Origin of the sequence: Pseudoalteromonas lipolytica (assembly GCF_003515105.1) — a bacterium.
Taxonomy (GTDB): domain Bacteria; phylum Pseudomonadota; class Gammaproteobacteria; order Enterobacterales; family Alteromonadaceae; genus Pseudoalteromonas; species Pseudoalteromonas lipolytica.
Window position 1 is genome coordinate 3,520,560 of sequence record NZ_CP032090.1, and the last position, 17,727, is coordinate 3,538,286.

At 41.7% G+C, this 17,727-nt stretch carries 18 protein-coding genes; 15 read left to right on the forward strand and 3 right to left on the reverse strand.

Features of this window, described 5'->3' with window-relative positions:
• The first annotated feature begins 97 nt into the window (after positions 1-97).
• From D0907_RS15850 to D0907_RS15870, 5 genes are all read left to right on the forward strand, one after another.
• Positions 98-715 carry a methylthioribulose 1-phosphate dehydratase gene (locus D0907_RS15850; RefSeq protein ID WP_036973502.1) on the forward strand — a complete coding sequence of 206 codons (618 nt, stop codon included), beginning with the start codon at positions 98-100 and terminating at the stop codon, positions 713-715.
• Complete coding sequence (gene mtnC / locus D0907_RS15855) at positions 712-1,398, forward strand: acireductone synthase (protein ID WP_036973505.1); 687 nt, start codon at positions 712-714, stop codon at positions 1,396-1,398. The genes D0907_RS15850 and mtnC overlap by 4 nt, the downstream gene beginning before the upstream one ends.
• Positions 1,395-1,937, forward strand: a complete 543-nt coding sequence (locus D0907_RS15860; protein ID WP_118844738.1) for a 1,2-dihydroxy-3-keto-5-methylthiopentene dioxygenase — start codon at positions 1,395-1,397, stop codon at positions 1,935-1,937. The genes mtnC and D0907_RS15860 overlap by 4 nt, the downstream gene beginning before the upstream one ends.
• Before the next feature lies 1 nt (position 1,938).
• Complete coding sequence (locus D0907_RS15865; RefSeq protein ID WP_118844739.1) at positions 1,939-2,253, forward strand: gamma-glutamylcyclotransferase family protein; 315 nt, start codon at positions 1,939-1,941, stop codon at positions 2,251-2,253.
• Positions 2,254-2,378: 125 nt separating this feature from the next.
• Positions 2,379-4,544: a winged helix-turn-helix domain-containing protein gene (locus tag D0907_RS15870; protein WP_118844740.1), complete on the forward strand. Its 2,166-nt coding sequence runs from the start codon at positions 2,379-2,381 to the stop codon at positions 4,542-4,544.
• Here the strand turns inward: D0907_RS15870 and mtnA are convergent, their stop codons facing one another.
• Positions 4,545-5,570, reverse strand: coding sequence for an S-methyl-5-thioribose-1-phosphate isomerase (mtnA, locus tag D0907_RS15875; RefSeq protein ID WP_065979452.1), 1,026 nt, complete (start codon positions 5,568-5,570; stop codon positions 4,545-4,547).
• 133 nt (positions 5,571-5,703) lie between these two features.
• Here mtnA and mtnK point away from each other — a divergent pair, with 133 nt between their 5' ends.
• Positions 5,704-6,921: an S-methyl-5-thioribose kinase gene (gene mtnK / locus D0907_RS15880; RefSeq protein ID WP_075594210.1), complete on the forward strand. Its 1,218-nt coding sequence runs from the start codon at positions 5,704-5,706 to the stop codon at positions 6,919-6,921.
• 54 nt (positions 6,922-6,975) lie between these two features.
• Here the strand turns inward: mtnK and D0907_RS15885 are convergent, their stop codons facing one another.
• Both D0907_RS15885 and D0907_RS15890 read right to left on the reverse strand, forming a co-directional pair.
• Positions 6,976-8,460 (reverse strand): FMN-binding glutamate synthase family protein, encoded by a 1,485-nt coding sequence (locus D0907_RS15885; RefSeq protein WP_065979454.1) that lies wholly within the window; start codon positions 8,458-8,460, stop codon positions 6,976-6,978.
• A 114-nt stretch (positions 8,461-8,574) separates the two neighbouring features.
• Positions 8,575-10,350, reverse strand: coding sequence for a DUF885 domain-containing protein (locus D0907_RS15890; RefSeq protein ID WP_036973529.1), 1,776 nt, complete (start codon positions 10,348-10,350; stop codon positions 8,575-8,577).
• Between the two features lie 518 nt (positions 10,351-10,868).
• Between D0907_RS15890 and D0907_RS15895 the strand changes: the two genes are divergently transcribed.
• The 9 genes from D0907_RS15895 to D0907_RS15935 all read left to right on the forward strand — a co-directional run bounded on the left by D0907_RS15895 (position 10,869) and on the right by D0907_RS15935 (position 17,726).
• Positions 10,869-11,855 (forward strand): GGDEF domain-containing protein, encoded by a 987-nt coding sequence (locus D0907_RS15895; RefSeq protein WP_074989536.1) that lies wholly within the window; start codon positions 10,869-10,871, stop codon positions 11,853-11,855.
• Positions 11,856-11,969: 114 nt separating this feature from the next.
• Positions 11,970-12,725, forward strand: a complete 756-nt coding sequence (ubiE, locus tag D0907_RS15900; protein ID WP_036973531.1) for a bifunctional demethylmenaquinone methyltransferase/2-methoxy-6-polyprenyl-1,4-benzoquinol methylase UbiE — start codon at positions 11,970-11,972, stop codon at positions 12,723-12,725.
• 27 nt (positions 12,726-12,752) lie between these two features.
• Positions 12,753-13,358, forward strand: a complete 606-nt coding sequence (locus D0907_RS15905; protein WP_036973533.1) for a ubiquinone biosynthesis accessory factor UbiJ — start codon at positions 12,753-12,755, stop codon at positions 13,356-13,358.
• Between the two features lie 17 nt (positions 13,359-13,375).
• A complete protein-coding gene (ubiB, locus tag D0907_RS15910; RefSeq protein ID WP_065979457.1) occupies positions 13,376-14,977 on the forward strand; it encodes a ubiquinone biosynthesis regulatory protein kinase UbiB in 1,602 nt (533 codons plus the stop codon).
• A gap of 78 nt (positions 14,978-15,055) precedes the next feature.
• Entirely contained in the window at positions 15,056-15,292 is a 237-nt protein-coding gene (tatA, locus tag D0907_RS15915) for a twin-arginine translocase TatA/TatE family subunit (RefSeq protein WP_036973536.1), read from the forward strand.
• Between the two features lie 5 nt (positions 15,293-15,297).
• The gene (gene tatB / locus D0907_RS15920; RefSeq protein WP_036973537.1) at positions 15,298-15,627 is read left to right on the forward strand and encodes a Sec-independent protein translocase protein TatB; all 330 of its coding nucleotides are present in this window, start codon (positions 15,298-15,300) and stop codon (positions 15,625-15,627) included.
• A gap of 48 nt (positions 15,628-15,675) precedes the next feature.
• A complete protein-coding gene (gene tatC / locus D0907_RS15925) occupies positions 15,676-16,416 on the forward strand; it encodes a twin-arginine translocase subunit TatC (protein ID WP_036973540.1) in 741 nt (246 codons plus the stop codon).
• Positions 16,417-16,944: a hypothetical protein gene (locus D0907_RS15930; protein WP_036973544.1), complete on the forward strand. Its 528-nt coding sequence runs from the start codon at positions 16,417-16,419 to the stop codon at positions 16,942-16,944.
• Entirely contained in the window at positions 16,944-17,726 is a 783-nt protein-coding gene (locus tag D0907_RS15935; protein ID WP_065979458.1) for a TatD family hydrolase, read from the forward strand. The genes D0907_RS15930 and D0907_RS15935 overlap by 1 nt, the downstream gene beginning before the upstream one ends.
• The last annotated feature ends 1 nt before the right edge of the window (position 17,727 follow it).

Consider the following 17,727-nt stretch of genomic DNA (forward strand, 5'->3'; position numbering starts at 1 on the left):
AGGTTCCTTAAAGATGGTTTTGCGCTCGAAGCGATGCTATCATTGCTTAAAACAGATGTATAGCCGTCTAAATAACTTTTAGAAAGTCGAGGAATGTATGCATAACAATACCGCTATTTCAGAACTAATAGAAGCAGGTAAATGGGTAAGCCAACGAGGTTGGGTCCCAGCAACCGGTGGTAATTTTTCAGCCCGCACAGAAACGGGTTATGTCGTCACCGCCAGTGGTTTCGATAAAGGCCAGCTCGGTACACATGCATTTATTGAGTTAGACCACGCAGGCAACCGCACTAAAGGGTCGGGAAAACCCTCGGCAGAAACAGAACTACACTTGAACATGTATAAGCTGATCCCTTCTGCAAAATTTGTTTTACATACCCACTCGGTTGCTGCCACCGTTTTATCTCGCGTCATAAAAGGACATGCCATTAATTTACATGGCTACGAGATGCAAAAGTCACTCAGTGGTGTTACCTCACATTTAGATACGCTAAGCATTCCTATTTTCGACAACGATCAAGATATTGATCGCCTAAGTCTATTAGTAAGCGACCATCACCTGCATACGCCAATAGAGCACGCAGTGCTTATTCGCGGCCACGGCCTCTATGTTGTCGGCAGAGACATCAAAGAAGTATTGCGCCATTTAGAAGGGCTGGAGTTTTTATTTAGTTGCGAGCTTGAGCGCCTAAAACTGGAAGGTATCCACGCATGATCAAAGCCATTTTAACTGACATTGAAGGCACTATCACACGCATTTCATTTGTGAAAGATGTGCTATTCCCTTATGCCGCTGAAAAGCTTCCTGCGTTTATTAAAGCACACCAAGACGATCACGATGTCGCGGAACATATTGCGAGTGTAAAAGCACACATTGAACAGCCAGAAGCTGACCTAGAAACGGTGATTAGTACTTTACTTCATTGGATTGAAACGGATCAAAAAGTAACGCCATTAAAACAGTTACAAGGTTTAATTTGGCAAACAGGTTATGAAAATGGTGATTTTACCGGTCACCTTTATCCTGACGCATACGCTTTTTTAAACGCACAAAAACAAGCAGGAAGAAGCCTGTATGTTTACTCATCAGGCTCAGTAAAAGCACAGCACCTTATTTTTCAATATTCTGACTATGGTGATGTGAGACCTCTTTTTAGTGATTACTTCGATACCAAAGTGGGCGCAAAACAAGAGCAAAGCGCTTACAACACAATTATCGCTGCACTGCCATTTGACGCCTCTGAGGTGCTATTTTTAAGCGACGTTGCTGCTGAATTAGAGGCAGCTAAAGCGGCAGGTTTACGCACTTTGCACCTTATTCGCGATGGCCAAGACAGTACCAGCGAGCATCCTTATATTAATGATTTTAGTGAATTTAGTGCGGAGTATTTAGCATGAGCCAGTTAACAGTTTTTAATGATAACAATGCCGATGACATCCTTTTTCACAGCGACGACTCAAACGCCATAGCTACGAAACTAAATGCAGTGGGTGTACGCTTTGAACAGTGGCAGGCGAATGTACATATTGATGAAACAACCAGCCATGATGCTATTTTAAGTGCGTACGCTCACGACATTGAGCGCTTAAAGCGTGAAGGAGGTTATCAAACTGTTGATGTTATCTCGCTCGCAAAAGGCAACCCGAATGCCGCTGAGTTACGTGGTAAGTTTTTATTTGAACATACCCACAGCGAAGATGAAGTACGCTTTTTTGTAAAAGGCCAAGGGCTTTTTTGTCTGCATGTCGATAATAAAGTATACCAAGTGCTGTGCCAGCAAGGTGACTTAATTTCGGTGCCAGAATTAACCCCTCATTGGTTTGACATGGGCAGCAACCCTGAATTTACTGCTATTCGCTTATTTAATAATACCGAAGGCTGGGTGGCTAAAAGCACAGATTCAGCTATCGCGAATGACTTTCCATTGCTTGATTAATATGGAAAAGCTTTTCTCATACGGCACTTTGCAATATAAACAGGTGCAACTCGATACCTTCGGGCGTTTGCTCGAAGGTCAGCCTGCGACTTTAACAGGGTACATTGTCGGTGAAATTGAAATTACTGATCCTGCGGTGTTAAAAAGCAGTGGCCAGCGTTTTCATCCTGCGTTAATTAAAACAGGTGAAGACTGCGACATTGTGAATGGCACAATTTATTTAATCACCGAACAAGAGTTGGCCCAAGCCGATGACTATGAGGTAGATGACTATCAACGCATTGCAGAAAAATTCCAATGTAATACTTCTGCTTGATTATATGTTGCAAAAAACGGCCTTTAATTTACAAATACAAAACAAAAAAACCCAATTCAAAAACAACTTCTGGTATCATCACCTCATCAATGCTCAGTACTTAATTATTAGCTAAAGGACTACACATGGGGTCGGTAATTTCACCCTTACGCGATAATATTATTTATGTTGGCGAATGGCAGCTAAACATATCATTGCAAACAATTAATGACGGCGTGCATGCTCGCGAACTAGAACCGCTGTTATTTAAGTTACTGTGCTATTTTATTGAACATAATGAACGTATTATTTCTCGCCAAGAGCTGGCGGACAACATTTGGCAGCAAAGCTACGTTGATGATAATGCCATCAATCGAGCGATATCGGAGCTTAGAAAAGCACTCAAATCAGAAAAGCAGCCTGGCCAAAGTATCAAAACACATTACCGTAAAGGGTATAGTTTATTTATTCCTGTCAGCTCAAATAAAACCGAGACAGTCACTACAGAACAGCAAAATCAACATGAATCTTCGAGTGAAGTCGCTGCCGCTGAATCATCTTCACACAGTCATCCCAAAAGAAATGTAAATTGGTCGTGGTCAATTCCCGCCATATTAATAGCAACGCTAATTTGTTTTTTCTGGTTTTTTTCAGATAAACCTGCGGCAAGTAGTGAAACCAGACAAACCATGCCTTTTCTAGCATTAGATGCTGACACTATTTCTTGGCATAAAGGCAGTTACTCTCACTTACTACTGCCCCCCGATAAAAGTAAGCTTGCTTATTTGCTCACACCTCTCAAGCAAAATGACATAATGAATATCTATGTAATGGACCTAAAAACCAAAAAAGAGTTTTTAGTTGACTCAGGTGACGCTTATATTCAGGGCTGGTCTGATGATGGTCTGCGCTTATTTTATGTCAAATGTAAACCCGGTGACTATAGTCAGTGCCAACAATGGCAGGCCAGTGACTTTTTTTCTGAAACAATCAAAAAATCCCCCCTGTCGTATCCTTATTCTTCAGGTGATAAGTTAACGCAATACACAGAAGTCGGGGATACCGCTATTTTTCGACGTAATCATTATCGTGGCTTAAGCCAATTATTTGCGCTTTACGCTTATGATAAAAAAACAGCAGAAGAAATCCGCATTACATCACCCAATATTACTGGCACAGGTGATTTTTTATTAACGACATTATCAAATCCTGAACGGATTATTTTTGAACGCCACAACACTGGCCAAGCAGAAATTTATATGGCAAACCTAGACGGTAGCTCCATGAAGCTGCTCACGACAAATAACTATAGATCATGGGCTGCCACGTATGATGAACCCAGTAATTCGCTCATTTGGTATAACCGTGCCAATTCGACTATTGAATCATTTTCGTTCGACTCAATGACCCGAGCCCATGCTATTAAAGCCCCCGTTAAAGACGCTAACTACGCTTACCCACTCAACAAAGAGTCTTTGTTAATAAGTACCGATCTGCATGATCTAGATGCCAGTGTTTTTGATTTAAAGACGCAAGAAATGAGCTACATAGCCACCGCTAATAAGCATGAAAATTCTGCTGTAGCGCTTGCAAATGGTGATATTTATTTTGCCGATACCTATTACGATAAGCGTGAACATTGGCTTAAAACCAATAACCAATATATCCCTATTTCTGATAGGGTTGGCACTGACAATATCATTGTTTCTGCCAATGAAAACAGCACGCGTTTATTGAGTTTCAATAAACACACGCATCAACTCTCACTATTAGATGCCACAGACTTTAAGACAATTAAGCAATGGCAAATACCAGGCCGAATTGTGCTCGCTAAAATACGTAAAAACCGCATTGCGATAATCTACGCCGATGCAACCACCTTACAAAATCAGTTAATGCTATTGAATACTGACAATACAGAAACAGTCATCAGCACGATTGATACGCCCCTTGCTATCGCTTGGCGTAATGATCATCAATTGATTGTGCATGCCAAACACACACAGTTTTTAGAACTTGATAGCCAAACTAATCGCTACCATGAATTACCTATGCCAGATAAGTTGACTGCAATAAAACCGTCAATAGTAACGATGGCGAGTAATGAGCAAACACTGTTTATCGCCACCTCTGCTGACATTTACAGTGCCGCTTTAGAGGAACTAACGGAAGTGAATACACTGATTAAAATGAAACCGTCTAACTATATTTTGCACCTCAACGCACAAAATGAAAAATTAGCGATTTCATTCGTAACCGCTAATAATCAAAACAGTATTGAGCTTTACACTGAGAAAAGACCCAGCAACTAGTTATTTTAATTGCGTTAATACACCTTGCTCGATATCAGCATACTCGTAAACACCGGTATCTAATACCCAGCCTGTAACCAACTTTGCAGGCGTGACATCAAAAGCAGGGTTATACACTGATGCATTCGTCGGTGCCCACTGTGCTTCACCAAAACTACCGCTCACACCACGTACTTCAGCGGGGCTTCGCTGTTCAATCTCAATATCATCACCACAGGCTGTTTGCGTATCAAGTGTTGTTAGCGGCGCAACCACGTAAAACGGAATATTATGAAAGTGAGCCAATACTGCCAAATTATACGTACCCACTTTATTAGCAAAGTCGCCGTTTGCAGCAATACGATCGGCACCTACAAAAATTTTATCGACCTTACCCGCAGCCATTAAGCTTGCTGCCATATTGTCGCAAATTAACGTGTAAGGTATTTGCCAGCGCTCAAGCTCAAATGCAGTTAATCGGCCCCCTTGCAATAATGGGCGTGTTTCATCAACCCAGACATGCAGATCTCCATGGCGCTGCTGAGCTTTATAAATCACACCTAACGCTGTGCCAACTCCCGCCGTAGCTAATGCTCCAGTATTACAATGAGTAAGAATATTATCGCCTTTAGCAACAAGCTCAGCACCACGCTGTGCCATGCTGTCACACAGTGCAATGTCTTCAAAAAATAACTGCTCAGCCGTATCTACAACAGCCTCAACATATGCAGGTTGCATTAATGCCTCACGCAGCTGTGCCATACAGTGCATTAAATTCACAGCGGTCGGACGCGTTGCTTCTAATTCATCAATCGCTGAAGCAAGCTCTGCTTTACTCATACCTTGCTCTGCTAAATGAGCGACGAGTACGCTGGCACCTAAGCCAATTAAAGGGGCACCACGAATTTTTAAAGTCAAAATCAGTTCTTTCATCGTTTCAACATCATTGCATACATGCCAATGCTGTTGATGAGGCAATAAGTACTGATCAAGCACAGTTAAGGTATTTTGCTGATATTTAATACTACTCGCGATGAGATCTTGCATAGTGCATCCAGATTACTAATTTGATGAAAAGGTATTTTACATCAGTTTACACAACTAACAAGCTGGATGTATGGACATCTAAACGCTTACAGGTATAGAATGCCCAAAGTTAATAATATTTTGAGATAGAGCCATGGCTAATTACACTGCCTTCACTGCAGAGCATGCTGTTGATTACATTAAAAAACTTACCGAAAGTGAACTCAGTTCAGTGTTTACTCCTAACGCTGAGCTGTCTGCGTACGAGTTCGGCGACGGAAATCTAAACTTAGTTTTCCGGGTCACTGATCAACACAACAACAGTGTAATTTTAAAGCAAGCTTTACCCTATGCTCGCTGCGTGGGTGAGTCATGGCCGTTATCGTTAGACCGTGCGCGTATCGAGGCTGACGTCTTGATAAATCATGGTTCATTATGCCCAGAGCACACCGTAGCCATTTTGCACCACAATGCTGAGCTTGCATTAACCGTGCTGGAAGACTTAGGTCACTTACAAATTTTACGTGGTGCACAAATAAATGCCGAGCAGTTCCCTAAATTAGCCAGTCATGTTGCCCAATATCTCAGTCGCACCGGTTTTTATAACTCCGACTTTTATCTTTCTGCCGACGATAAAAAAGCCAAAGTGAGCCAATTTATCAACCCAGATTTATGTAAGATCACTGAGGACCTCTTTTTCACTGACCCTTATATCGAGCACGAGCGCAATCACTTCCCGGCTGAACTCAATTCGTCAGTGCAACACATTCGTAATAACAACGCGCTAAAACTTGCCGCAGCGAAATTAAAAGCTAGGTTCTTATCGTGTCCGCAAACCTTGTTACACGGCGATATGCACAGCGGCAGTATTTTTGTTGATAACAACACAACCAAGATGATCGACCCAGAGTTTGGCTTTTTTGGCCCAGTTGGTTTCGATATCGGTTCATTTATGGGTAATTTATTACTTAATTACTGCGCGCAAAATGGCCGTATAGCTGAATTAGCAAAGCGTCGCCAATATCAAACGCATTTATTAACATGCTTACAAGACTGTTATAGCCAGTTTGAAGAGCAGTGGTTGAACTTAGCAAGTAATGAGACAACCGATGTAAGCTTTGCTAACCGCGCTTTTACAGAAGATTACTTAAAAAGCGTGTTGCATGATGCCATTGGTTATTGCGGTGCAGAACTTATTCGCCGTACGATTGGCCTTGCCCACGTTGCTGACATTGACGGCATTGAAAACGAGCAAGCACGCTTAGCTGTGCAGCAACAAACCTTAGTGTTAGGCGAGCAATTGATGCTTAACGCAACAAGTTGCGATAATAAAGATGAATTTTTTACCTTATTGATCAGCTTATTAAACTAGTTATTCAGCTACCCAATGAATAAGGCGCTTATCGCGCCTTATTGAATCTCATCATTATTTATTGTAATGCTCATACATTTTATCAAGCGGTTCTGACAACCCATTTTCTTGTACAACACGCACATGGTGACGAGCAAGTTCTCGGGCGCTCGACACGCCACATGAATGAGCAATTAAGCCTGCACCGTAGTGAATAAACTTATTGTAATTTGCAACTCGCTGCGCTTTGTCTGTCACATCTAAGCCGCGTTGTAATCGCTCATTGTGCGTTGTAATACCGGTCGGGCAAGTATCTTTATTGCATTGTAATGCTTGAATACAGCCTAATGAAAACATATGCCCGCGCGCTGACACAATAAAATCAGCCCCCAAAGCCAATGCCCAAGCCACTTTCGACGGGACGATTAATTTACCCGATGCAATCACTTTCACCCGCTCTCTTAAACCATGTTTTTTCAACAAATCAACGACCAAAGGTAAGCTTTCTTTTAGAGGTAAACCAACAGAATCCATCAATGGCTGCGGGGCAGCCCCAGTGCCACCATCAGCACTATCAATGGTAATAAAGTCTGGTGCTGACTCAATACCGCGATTGTTAATTTCACTGAATAAGGTTTCAAGCCACGTATACTCACCGATTACTGCTTTAAATCCTGTGGGTTTTCCTGTCGTAGCTCTAACAGTTTCAATCATATCGAGTAAATCAGCAGGTTTTTTTATTTCTGGGTGCCCATTAGGGCTAATCGAGTCATGTCCTTCTGGTATGCCACGGATTTTAGCGATTTCTGCGGTGACTTTTCGGCCCGGCAACATGCCACCTTTGCCCGGTTTTGCGCCTTGGCTCATTTTAATTTCGAACATTTTCACTTGCTCATGACTAGCAATCGCTTTGAGCTTTTCGAGGCTCAGTTTGCCCTGCTCATCTCTGACACCATATTTTGCCGTACCAATCTGAAATACAATATCGGCTCCTCCTTCCAGATGATAAGGACTCAACCCCCCTTCACCTGTATTCATCCAGCACCCAGCTAGTTTTGCGCCTCGAGATAAAGCGCGAACAGCCGGTTTTGAAAGTGCTCCAAAGCTCATGCCCGAAATATTAAATAATGCATTGGTAGAATAAGGTTTTTCACAATAGGGTCCCAAGGTGACATGACTAGGTTCGAGTGCCTCTTCATCGAGCGTCGGAAATGCACAGTTCATGAACATCACAGTGCCTGTGGCTTCTAAGCTTTGAGTGGAACCAAATGCCGTGGTACGGTCAACGTTTTTTGCCGCACGGTAGACCCAACTTCGATCGGCACGGTTAAACGGAAGCTCCTCTCTGTCCATCGCAAAAAAATACTGGCGAAAAAACTCACCTTGGCGTTCAAAAAAGTAACGAAAACGCCCTATCACAGGGTAATTACGACGAATAGCCTGTTTCGACTGCGTCACATCACTAATGTAAAAACAGATGATTACCAACAGCCCTATCCCTAACGCAAAGATAAACAAGCTGGCAAATACATCGATACTAAAAATTATAAAATCACTCATTCAAGACTCCTGTGTGATGATGACGTCCTTGCAAATCATATAAGCAGTTTAAAATACGCGCAACAAACAAAAAAGGCGTGTTTTAAACACGCCTTTTTTAATCAGCTCAATTGCTTAGGCTCGCTTTGCTAATTCAGCCTTAATATAAAGTTGAATTTGCTCTTCAAGCACCGACATCGGCACAGAACCATGACGTAATATTTGGTGATGGAATTCACGCACATCAAAATCTTGACCCAGTGCTTGTTCAGCTTCATGGCGCAAGCGTTTTATCGTTAATTCACCGATTTTGTAAGACAGCGCTTGTGCTGGCCATGAGATGTAGCGGTCGGTTTCTGTTTTTACATTATGCAGTGAAAGCGCCGTGTTTTCGCTCATGAACGTCATCGCACGCTCACGACTCCAGCCATACATATGCATCCCCGTATCAACGACTAAACGTGCAGCTCGCCACATTTCGTAAGTTAATCGACCAAAATCACTGTATGGGTCTTGGTAAAAACCGGCTTCAATACCTAAAAATTCAGAATATAGCCCCCAACCTTCACCGAATGCCGACAAATACGCATTACGACGATAGCTTGGTAGCGATTCCAGCTCTGAATTTAATGAAATTTGTAAGTGATGTCCTGGCACAGCTTCGTGCAGAGTTAACGCTTCAAGTACATACAAAGGACGTTTATCAAGCGCATAAGTATTGACCCAGTAATAGCCCGCTTGGTCGTCACGGCGTGATCCCGAATAACGCCCCGTGGTGTATTTAGGCGCAATGCTGGCTGGCACTGGTGCAACACCGTAAGGCATTCTTGGTAACGTATGGAATAGTTTAGGAAGCTGTGCGTCCATTTTTTTAGCAATGTAAGACGCTTCTTTTAATAATTCTTCAGGCGTTTTGGCATAAAACTGCGGATCTGTACGCAAAAAATGCACAAAGTCGGCAAAGCTGCCTTCAAAACCAACCTCTTTAATGATTTTATCCATTTCTGCACGGATACGCGCGACCTCTTGCAAACCCAATTCATGGATTTCTTTTGGCGTCATATCTGTTGTTGTGTAGTACTTCGCACGGTTTTCATAAAATGCTTTGCCGTTAGGCGTACTCGAAATACCAATCTCTTTACGAGCACCCGGTTGGTATTCGTTATTAAAGAAAGTCAGGTAGCCTTGGTATGCAGGAATCACCTGTTCTTTTATAATCTTTTGTGCCTGTTGTTGACGCTGTAAAAATTCGCTCTCACTGAGCCCTGCAGTATTTTTTAAAAAGGGTTTATAAAACTCAGATTGTGTCGCATCATCAACTATATATGCTGTAATCGAATCTTGATAACCCTCTAAAACGGCTTGCGGTTGCGTTAATCCAACTTCAAGGCCCTTACGCATCCAGCCAATATTTTGCTGAAAAAAGCGGGGAATTTGCTGCAGTTTGGCAAGATAAACATCGTAATCTTTCGCTTTCGTGTAATCGGAGCTTGAGATCATAAATGAGAGGCTCGAATGAAAGCCATATTCAGACGTTAACGGCATGTAGTGGGTATTAAACACATATTCATCAACACTATTTTGTACTTGGCCACGTAAAATCGTTAAATTTATACGATTTTCTTCCGACAATTTATCGCGGTCGATGGCATCTAGCTCTGCAAGGAGTTCGGTATTTTTTTGGTATTTTTGTTCTAAAAACTCAGCAGATAAATTTGCTAATAAATAACCATTAACGCCGTTTTCTTTACCATAAGGGCTAATACTTTCACGGTAATTGACCACATTTTCTGCAACCTGATTAAACTGCTGATCTGCATCAACAGTGGTTACCTGGCACGCACTTAAAGTACACGCTAAAGCAATGGCTATTAAAGAACGGTTTAACGTTCGCGATAGTGTTTGTTTCATAGGATTCTTATTCGTTTTAAACAATAGAGATAAAGTAGCGTAGCTCACACTAAAACCCAAGCAAATGCGACCAAGCAGCGGTTTAATACGCTCAAATTAACATCACTATAAATGCATGAATGAGCAGGCTTTAAGCAATTTTTAATTACACTTGTTAAAGTTGCTGAGAAAATCAGCTATTAGACCCAAACGAAACAAATTTAAGTTCCAAAATTAGCGATTTTGCTTTTAAATAGACAGATTACAGATTACTGTAATACCCATTCGCTTAATTAAGTGATCCATTTTGAGGTACGGCAAACGTTTCGTTAATGAGTTCTACTCAGCAACTTTTCTGCTTTGATACAGCCGTAAAACAGACGTTTTTAACGCAATTAGCGTCAAGTTTTATCTCTCGTGATTACGTGTTATGCGAATTTATATAAGGTGCTTGGATGCAATTAAACCTTACGGAAGAGATGATTAATTGGTTGTTATGCGTATTTAGTGGTATTGAAAAAATGATGTTCCATGATTCCATGGCTATTGCTCAAGAAAAAATGACAAAGGTATGTATCTTTTTAGAACATCATGCATTACCGCCGTCACCACTTAATTACCAGGTTGTATATACATATGTCAGCCAATCTAATCTAAAACTTAATGCCGCACTGGATCGCGCCATCGCGCAAAAAAAGCCGATCGACAGTATCTTTATAGAGCAACTGTATTTTGATTTTATGGAGCAAGGCCATAAAATGAAAACAGCGATTGTACGTAATGTTGATTCTGTTCTGGGCACACTAACGCGCAATGCAAACAATAATGAACAAAATATTGTTCGCTTTACTGAACAAATTAGTGATTGTGTACACGCCATTGACGAAAACAACTTAGAACAAACACGTCATGCGCTAAAAATGCTCAGTAAACAATCAGAACATTTACTGGCTCAACATCGCCAATTTAAACAAGAAATCGCAAAAGCCAAAGCACTACAAGATAAGACCCAAAAACAACTCACCCAACTTCGTAAACAGCACATCACCGATCAGCAAACTGGTTTGTATAAACGTCATTATTTAAATCAACAAACACAATTGTGGCTTGGTCAAAGAAAAGCGGTGTGCGCCATTGCGATTCAAATAGAAAACCTTGAGCACTTCATCAATAATTACGGTGATGTCATTGGCGAGGTGATCTTGAATAAGGTCGCCAAACAAGTGCAAAAATATGTCCTTGAAAGTGGTTTACCAGGGCGCACTGGCAAAGATGAATTTACTATTTTACTGGCTGATATTGAGCCTGAGACGGCTAATTTAATTGCTGAAAAAGTGCGTAATGGTGTTGAAAAGCTGCGCTTTATTAGTTCAAAGAATGGCACAAAACTACCCGCTATTCATCTTGCTTTAGGGATTGCTAAACATCAAGATGAAGACAACTTCAACAGCTTAGTCCGCAAAGCTTCGCTTGCTGCTGCGAAAGCAAAGTCACTAGGTCAAAGCAGTTTTATTGCCGGCCAATAAACCTGCGCTAAATCATAAAAGCCAATGCTAATCTGATGATTTAGTTATAATCAAATTGCACCCCACAGCTACAATCAAGTACACTAGTCTTTATTGCCACGATAGAGACAAATCATGAACGAGAATCAACAAAAGACCACGCATTTTGGCTATAAAACTGTTGCTGAAAACGACAAAGCATCTATGGTTGCAGATGTATTCCACTCAGTCGCTGCAAAATATGACGTTATGAATGATCTTATGTCGTTCGGTATTCATCGTTTATGGAAGCGTCAAACAATTGCCAGCTCTGGTGTTCGCAAAGGCCATTACGTATTAGACCTTGCAGGCGGTACTGGCGATTTAACGTCGAAGTTTAGCCAACTCGTCGGTGAAACAGGTCAAGTAATCTTGGGTGATATCAACTCTTCAATGCTAAAAGTCGGCCGTGAAAAGTTACGTAACCTAGGCCGAGTAGGCAATATTGAATACGTACAAATGAATGCTGAAGCGCTGCCATTCCCTGATAACAGCTTTGATTTAATCACCATCGCATTTGGTCTTCGTAACGTAACTGACAAAGACAAAGCGCTGCGCTCAATGTACCGCATCCTTAAACCAGGTGGTCGTTTACTCGTTCTTGAATTTTCTAAACCAGAACATGAAGCGCTCAGCAAAGCGTACGATTTTTATTCATTCAATATTTTGCCAAAAATGGGGCAACTAGTTGCAAATGATAGCGAATCTTACCAGTACCTAGCCGAATCGATTCGTATGCACCCAGACCAAGAAACGCTGAAAAGCATGATGGAAGATGCGGGCTTCGAACACACTAGCTATCAAAACCTCACCGGCGGTATTGTCGCCTTACACCGTGGTTTTAAATACTAAAATTAAACAGATTAAGTAGGTAACGCGATGTTAGCAAATGCTCTGTTATCACTGGTAGAACGAATCATTAATCATGTTTTGCAGCTAGACTCGTCTCTAAAGGACAACCTAGCGGCTATTTCAGACAAGCAATTACTGATTGAGATCCGTGATTGGCAACAGCGCATTTTATGCGTATACAGTGATGAGCAAATACACTTATATAGCACTGCAGAGCATCACTTCGACTGCATGATCAGTGCTGATATTGACACTCTGCTCACGCTGAAAAATCCAGCAATGCTAACCCAGTTAATCCGCCAAGATAAATTAGATTTACAAGGCGATTTACACATAGCTCAAGGCTTTAGTAATGCCTTTGCTGCACTTAATATTGATTGGCCAGAGCATTTTTCACGTTATATTGGCGACGCACCAGCACAGCAGCTATGGCTGTCTTTGCAAGCAATGAAACGTCACGGTGTGAACGTAAAAAATAAACTCGAAAATACACTGACCACCTTATGTCAAGACGAGCTTGCAGTGACAATTCACCCACTTGAACTGGCTGAGTTTAAGCAACAGAACCGCCAATTAAAGAACCAAGTGTCTCAACTCGAGATGCGAATAAACGCCTTATTAAAGTCATGCTAGTGCGCTAAGGATATTGTGTGTCAACTGCTCGTCTGTATTACATCACAAAAACATTACTGAGCTTCGGCTTAGACGAACTGATCCCACGTAAAAAAATACCTTGGTTTGCCACATTAGCGCGAGGCAGTTTATTTTGGTTACGCAATCAACATAAAGATAAACCTGCGGGGATGCGTTTACGCTTAGCCTTACAAGAGTTAGGGCCTGTGTGGATTAAGTTTGGGCAAATGCTCTCTACACGCCGCGATTTATTACCGCATGATATTGCGCTTGAACTGGCTTTGTTACAAGACCAAGTTGAGCCCTTCGAAGGAGAGCTTGCTCAGCAACTGATTGAAAAAGCGCTTGGTATAAATGACATTAGTGAGCTTTTTAATGACTTTTCGCAAACCCCTCTCGCGTCAGCATCCATTGCACAAGTGCATACGGCAACCTTGCTAGATGAGCATGGTGAAGAGCAAAATGTCGTTATTAAAGTTATTCGCCCTAATATTAAAGAGCAGATAGACGCCGACTTAATGCTGATGCAAAAGGTCGCTAAGCTCGTTGCAAAACTTTTAAAAGAAGCCAAACGTTTGCGCCCTATTGAGGTGGTAAATGAGTACAAGAAAACCTTACTAGATGAGCTCGACTTAATGCGCGAAGGCGCGAATGCCATTCAATTACGTCGCAACTTCGAGGGCTCAGATTCTCTCTATATTCCCTTTGTTTACAGCGATTATAGCCGCAGTAATGTCTTAGTTATGGAGCGTATTTATGGTATTCCTGTCTCTGATACCGAAGCGCTCCTTGCACAAAACACCAATATGCAATTACTCGCTGAACGCGGTGTCGAGGTCTTCTTTACACAAGTCTTCCGCGACAGCTTTTTCCATGCAGATATGCATCCGGGCAATATTTTTGTTTCTCGCGAGACGCCCCATAACCCTCAATATATTGGCATTGATTGCGGCATTGTCGGCACCTTAAATAGAGAAGATAAACGTTACCTTGCAGAAAACTTTATTGCCTTTTTTAATCGTGATTACCGCCAAGTAGCGCAGCTGCATGTTGATTCGGGGTGGGTCCCCGCAGATACCAGTATTGAAGAATTCGAGTTTGCGATTCGCACAGTATGTGAGCCCATTTTCAATAAACCACTGGCTGAAATTTCATTTGGTCACGTACTGGTTAATTTATTTAATACCGCACGTCGCTTTAATATGCAGGTTCAACCGCAATTGGTGTTATTACAGAAGACACTGTTATATGTTGAAGGTCTTGGCAGGCAACTTTATCCGCAGCTTGATCTGTGGAAAACCGCTAAGCCATTTTTAGAAGAATGGGTTAAAGAACAAGTGGGTCCGCTTGCAGTGATGAAAAAAATGTACGCGAACTTACCATTCTGGGCTGAAAAAATGCCTGAATTACCCGATTTAATCTATCAAAACTTAAAGCGTCATCAACAACCTGTACAATTGCCGCAGGAGTCGTCGTCAAAACCTCTGCTCCTGAGCATTTTTGCGGGCAGTTGCTTTATTGTGTCGGGACTGTGTTATTTACAGGATGACCTAATTGCAGCAGGCATCACAACAGGACTTGCTGTGGTTGGTTTTATTGCAGCTTGGCGCAGCGCATAAACTAAGTGCTATTTATGTTTTGGTGAGTATAATCAAAACAAGTACATTCAATCAATTTGATAAAATATGGAGTAACCCATGCTTAGTGGTATCAGTATTTGGCAATTAGTCATTATCTTAGCAATTATTGTATTGTTATTTGGCACTAAAAAATTACGTGGCATTGGTGGCGACTTGGGCAGTGCAGTAAAAGGCTTTAAAAAAGCCGTGTCTGAAGACGATAAAACCAGCAGCAACAACGAGCAGATCGAGCAAGCGTCTAATACGCAAAGCAAAGAGACCGCAGAAAAAAGCAAAGACGACCATAAGGTTTAATCAATATGGGGATGTGGGAACTTGTTGTCGTACTGATTGTAGGCCTAATTGTCTTAGGGCCTGAGCGCTTGCCTGTCGCAATACGCACCGTTAGTCGCTGGATGAAAACGCTTAAGTCAGTTGCCAACTCAGTGAAAGCTGAAGTAAACGAAGAACTCCGTATCCATGAACTTCATGAAAACTTAAAAAAAGCAGAGCAGCAAAACTTAAAAGAGTTATCACCTGAACTGCAAGACTCTGTGAACGAACTGCAAAAAGCAGCACAGTCTGTCACCCACAGCTACAAAAAAGACAACCAAGAAGAAACGAAAGTTGAAAACAGTGAAAAAAAATGAAATTAATTTTTCTTTTAGTTGTCCATTTTAGAGAGTATTTATAACACTATGACTGAGCAAGCTCATTCAGGCTTTGTGGGCCATTTAATTGAGTTACGAAATCGACTCATGAAAGCGCTCCTAAGCACTTTGCTGGTATTTATCGTCTTGATATTTTTTATGTACGATATTTATGATTTTATATCTGCACCCTTAGTATCAAACTTACCCAGTAACACAAGCATGATTGCTACAGATGTTACTTCTGTTGTTATAGTTCCGATTAAACTTACTCTGTTTTTAGCTTTTTTAATTGCCATACCCATGATATTGCACCAAGTTTGGGGGTTTATCGCACCCGGCTTGTATCAAAATGAGAAAAAAATGTTAGTACCCATTTTGATTTCAAGTGTGTTTTTATTTTATGGTGGGGTCAGCTTTTGTTATTTCGTCGTGCTGCCAATGATACTGGCTTTTTTCACTGCAGCAGGTCCCGAGATGATGACCTTAGCCCCTGACATAGGCAGCTATCTAAGCTTTGTTATTAAGCTTTTCTATGCATTTGGCATTGCTTTTGAAATACCAGTTGCCATTATGCTGTTATGCTGGAGCGGTGCGACAACCACTAAAAGCTTAAAAGAGAAACGCCCATATATCGTGGTCGGTGTGTTCGTGGTAGCCATGTTCTTAACCCCACCCGATGTATTGTCACAAACATTATTAGCATTACCCATGCTGTTGTTATTTGAGTTAGGCTTAATTTTGGCTGCATTTTATACCGCCAAACCCCAACAGGAATCAGAGGAATAAATGAAAAAACAACTAATTCCCTTTATTGCACTACTTACAGTTGCAGGCACAACGCACGCTAACGAAATTAATATTCAAGCATTGCAAGCCTGTACTTTTGTTGAAAACGACTTTAATCGCTTGCTTTGTTACGACAACATTATGGCAGGTAAATCACTGACTAAACCTGCAGCAAACAAACAAATTGAAAAGCCTGTAACAAACGCCGCCGCAGTTTCGGCACCTGCTGTAGTTGCTTCATCAAACCAAGTTGTTAAGACAAAAAATGAAGATTTTGGTCTAGAGCACAAAGAAGCAACAAAAGACAATGATGATGAGATTAGTGCCGTCGTTAAAAGCGTTGAAAAAGCCGCGTATGGCGAGCTCATCATCGAACTGAAAAATGGTCAACAATGGCGTCAAATTGGCTCAGATAGTTTACGTCTAAAAGCCAATGACACAGTCGTGATTGAGCGCGGTATTTTTAATTCATTTTTATTGAAAGTTGAAGGTCAAAACCGCTCAATTCGTGTTAAGCGCACAAACTAATGAGCACACGGCTTGTTGATGCTGGCGTCAACTTAAGCAATCATCAATTTGATGATCGTCACGCCGCTGTCATACAGCGAGCTGAGGCTGCGGGTGTAACGCAAATGCTATTGATTGGCTGTGATTTACAAAGCAGCCATGACTCATTACAGCTTGCAAAGCAATTTAATCTGCTGTGTACCGCCGGAGTTCATCCCCACGATGCGAAAACAGCCACTGAGGCACTTGAGAGTGAGCTAAGCGCACTTGTTAACCATGCACAGGTGGTTGCTATTGGTGAATGTGGGCTCGATTACAATCGCGATTTTTCTCCACGTGATGTACAACGAAGCGTTTTAAGAAGACAGCTGGCACTTGCTGAAACACTTAACATGCCTGTTTATCTTCATGAGCGAGATGCCAGCGAAGATATGTTTCAGATTCTAGCCGATTACAACGTACGTGGCGTATTACATTGCTTTACAGGTGATGCATCAGCATTACAAAATTACCTGGCGCTTGGGCTTTATATTGGCGTTACAGGCTGGGTGTGTGATGAACGCCGTGGTGAACAACTACAGGCGCTTGTGCCCGACATCCCATTAGAACGTTTGCTTATTGAAACAGATGCCCCTTTTTTATTGCCAAGAACCATTAAGCCTAAACCTAAGTCTCGGCGGAACGAGCCACAGTATCTTACCTATGTATGCCAGCAAATTGCTGACTTAAAAGGCTGTGAATTTACTGAAGTGGCAAAACAAACTACACTAAACTTTCAGACATTATTTACCACAAAGGGTTAAA

What these genes read in the sequence shown, in the direction of transcription:
- D0907_RS15885 (WP_065979454.1), bottom strand. Translation starts at nt 8,460, where the DNA reads ATGAGTGATTTTATAATTTTTAGTATCGATGTATTTGCCAGCTTGTTT.
- tatA (WP_036973536.1), top strand. Translation starts at nt 15,056, where the DNA reads ATGCTTAGTGGTATCAGTATTTGGCAATTAGTCATTATCTTAGCAATT.
- mtnA (WP_065979452.1), bottom strand. Translation starts at nt 5,570, where the DNA reads ATGCAAGATCTCATCGCGAGTAGTATTAAATATCAGCAAAATACCTTA.
- D0907_RS15870 (WP_118844740.1), top strand. Translation starts at nt 2,379, where the DNA reads ATGGGGTCGGTAATTTCACCCTTACGCGATAATATTATTTATGTTGGC.
- tatC (WP_036973540.1), top strand. Translation starts at nt 15,676, where the DNA reads ATGACTGAGCAAGCTCATTCAGGCTTTGTGGGCCATTTAATTGAGTTA.
- D0907_RS15890 (WP_036973529.1), bottom strand. Translation starts at nt 10,350, where the DNA reads ATGAAACAAACACTATCGCGAACGTTAAACCGTTCTTTAATAGCCATT.
- D0907_RS15865 (WP_118844739.1), top strand. Translation starts at nt 1,939, where the DNA reads ATGGAAAAGCTTTTCTCATACGGCACTTTGCAATATAAACAGGTGCAA.
- mtnC (WP_036973505.1), top strand. Translation starts at nt 712, where the DNA reads ATGATCAAAGCCATTTTAACTGACATTGAAGGCACTATCACACGCATT.
- D0907_RS15935 (WP_065979458.1), top strand. Translation starts at nt 16,944, where the DNA reads ATGAGCACACGGCTTGTTGATGCTGGCGTCAACTTAAGCAATCATCAA.
- D0907_RS15850 (WP_036973502.1), top strand. Translation starts at nt 98, where the DNA reads ATGCATAACAATACCGCTATTTCAGAACTAATAGAAGCAGGTAAATGG.
- D0907_RS15895 (WP_074989536.1), top strand. Translation starts at nt 10,869, where the DNA reads ATGGCTATTGCTCAAGAAAAAATGACAAAGGTATGTATCTTTTTAGAA.
- mtnK (WP_075594210.1), top strand. Translation starts at nt 5,704, where the DNA reads ATGGCTAATTACACTGCCTTCACTGCAGAGCATGCTGTTGATTACATT.
- tatB (WP_036973537.1), top strand. Translation starts at nt 15,298, where the DNA reads ATGGGGATGTGGGAACTTGTTGTCGTACTGATTGTAGGCCTAATTGTC.
- D0907_RS15905 (WP_036973533.1), top strand. Translation starts at nt 12,753, where the DNA reads ATGTTAGCAAATGCTCTGTTATCACTGGTAGAACGAATCATTAATCAT.
- D0907_RS15860 (WP_118844738.1), top strand. Translation starts at nt 1,395, where the DNA reads ATGAGCCAGTTAACAGTTTTTAATGATAACAATGCCGATGACATCCTT.
- D0907_RS15930 (WP_036973544.1), top strand. Translation starts at nt 16,417, where the DNA reads ATGAAAAAACAACTAATTCCCTTTATTGCACTACTTACAGTTGCAGGC.
- ubiE (WP_036973531.1), top strand. Translation starts at nt 11,970, where the DNA reads ATGAACGAGAATCAACAAAAGACCACGCATTTTGGCTATAAAACTGTT.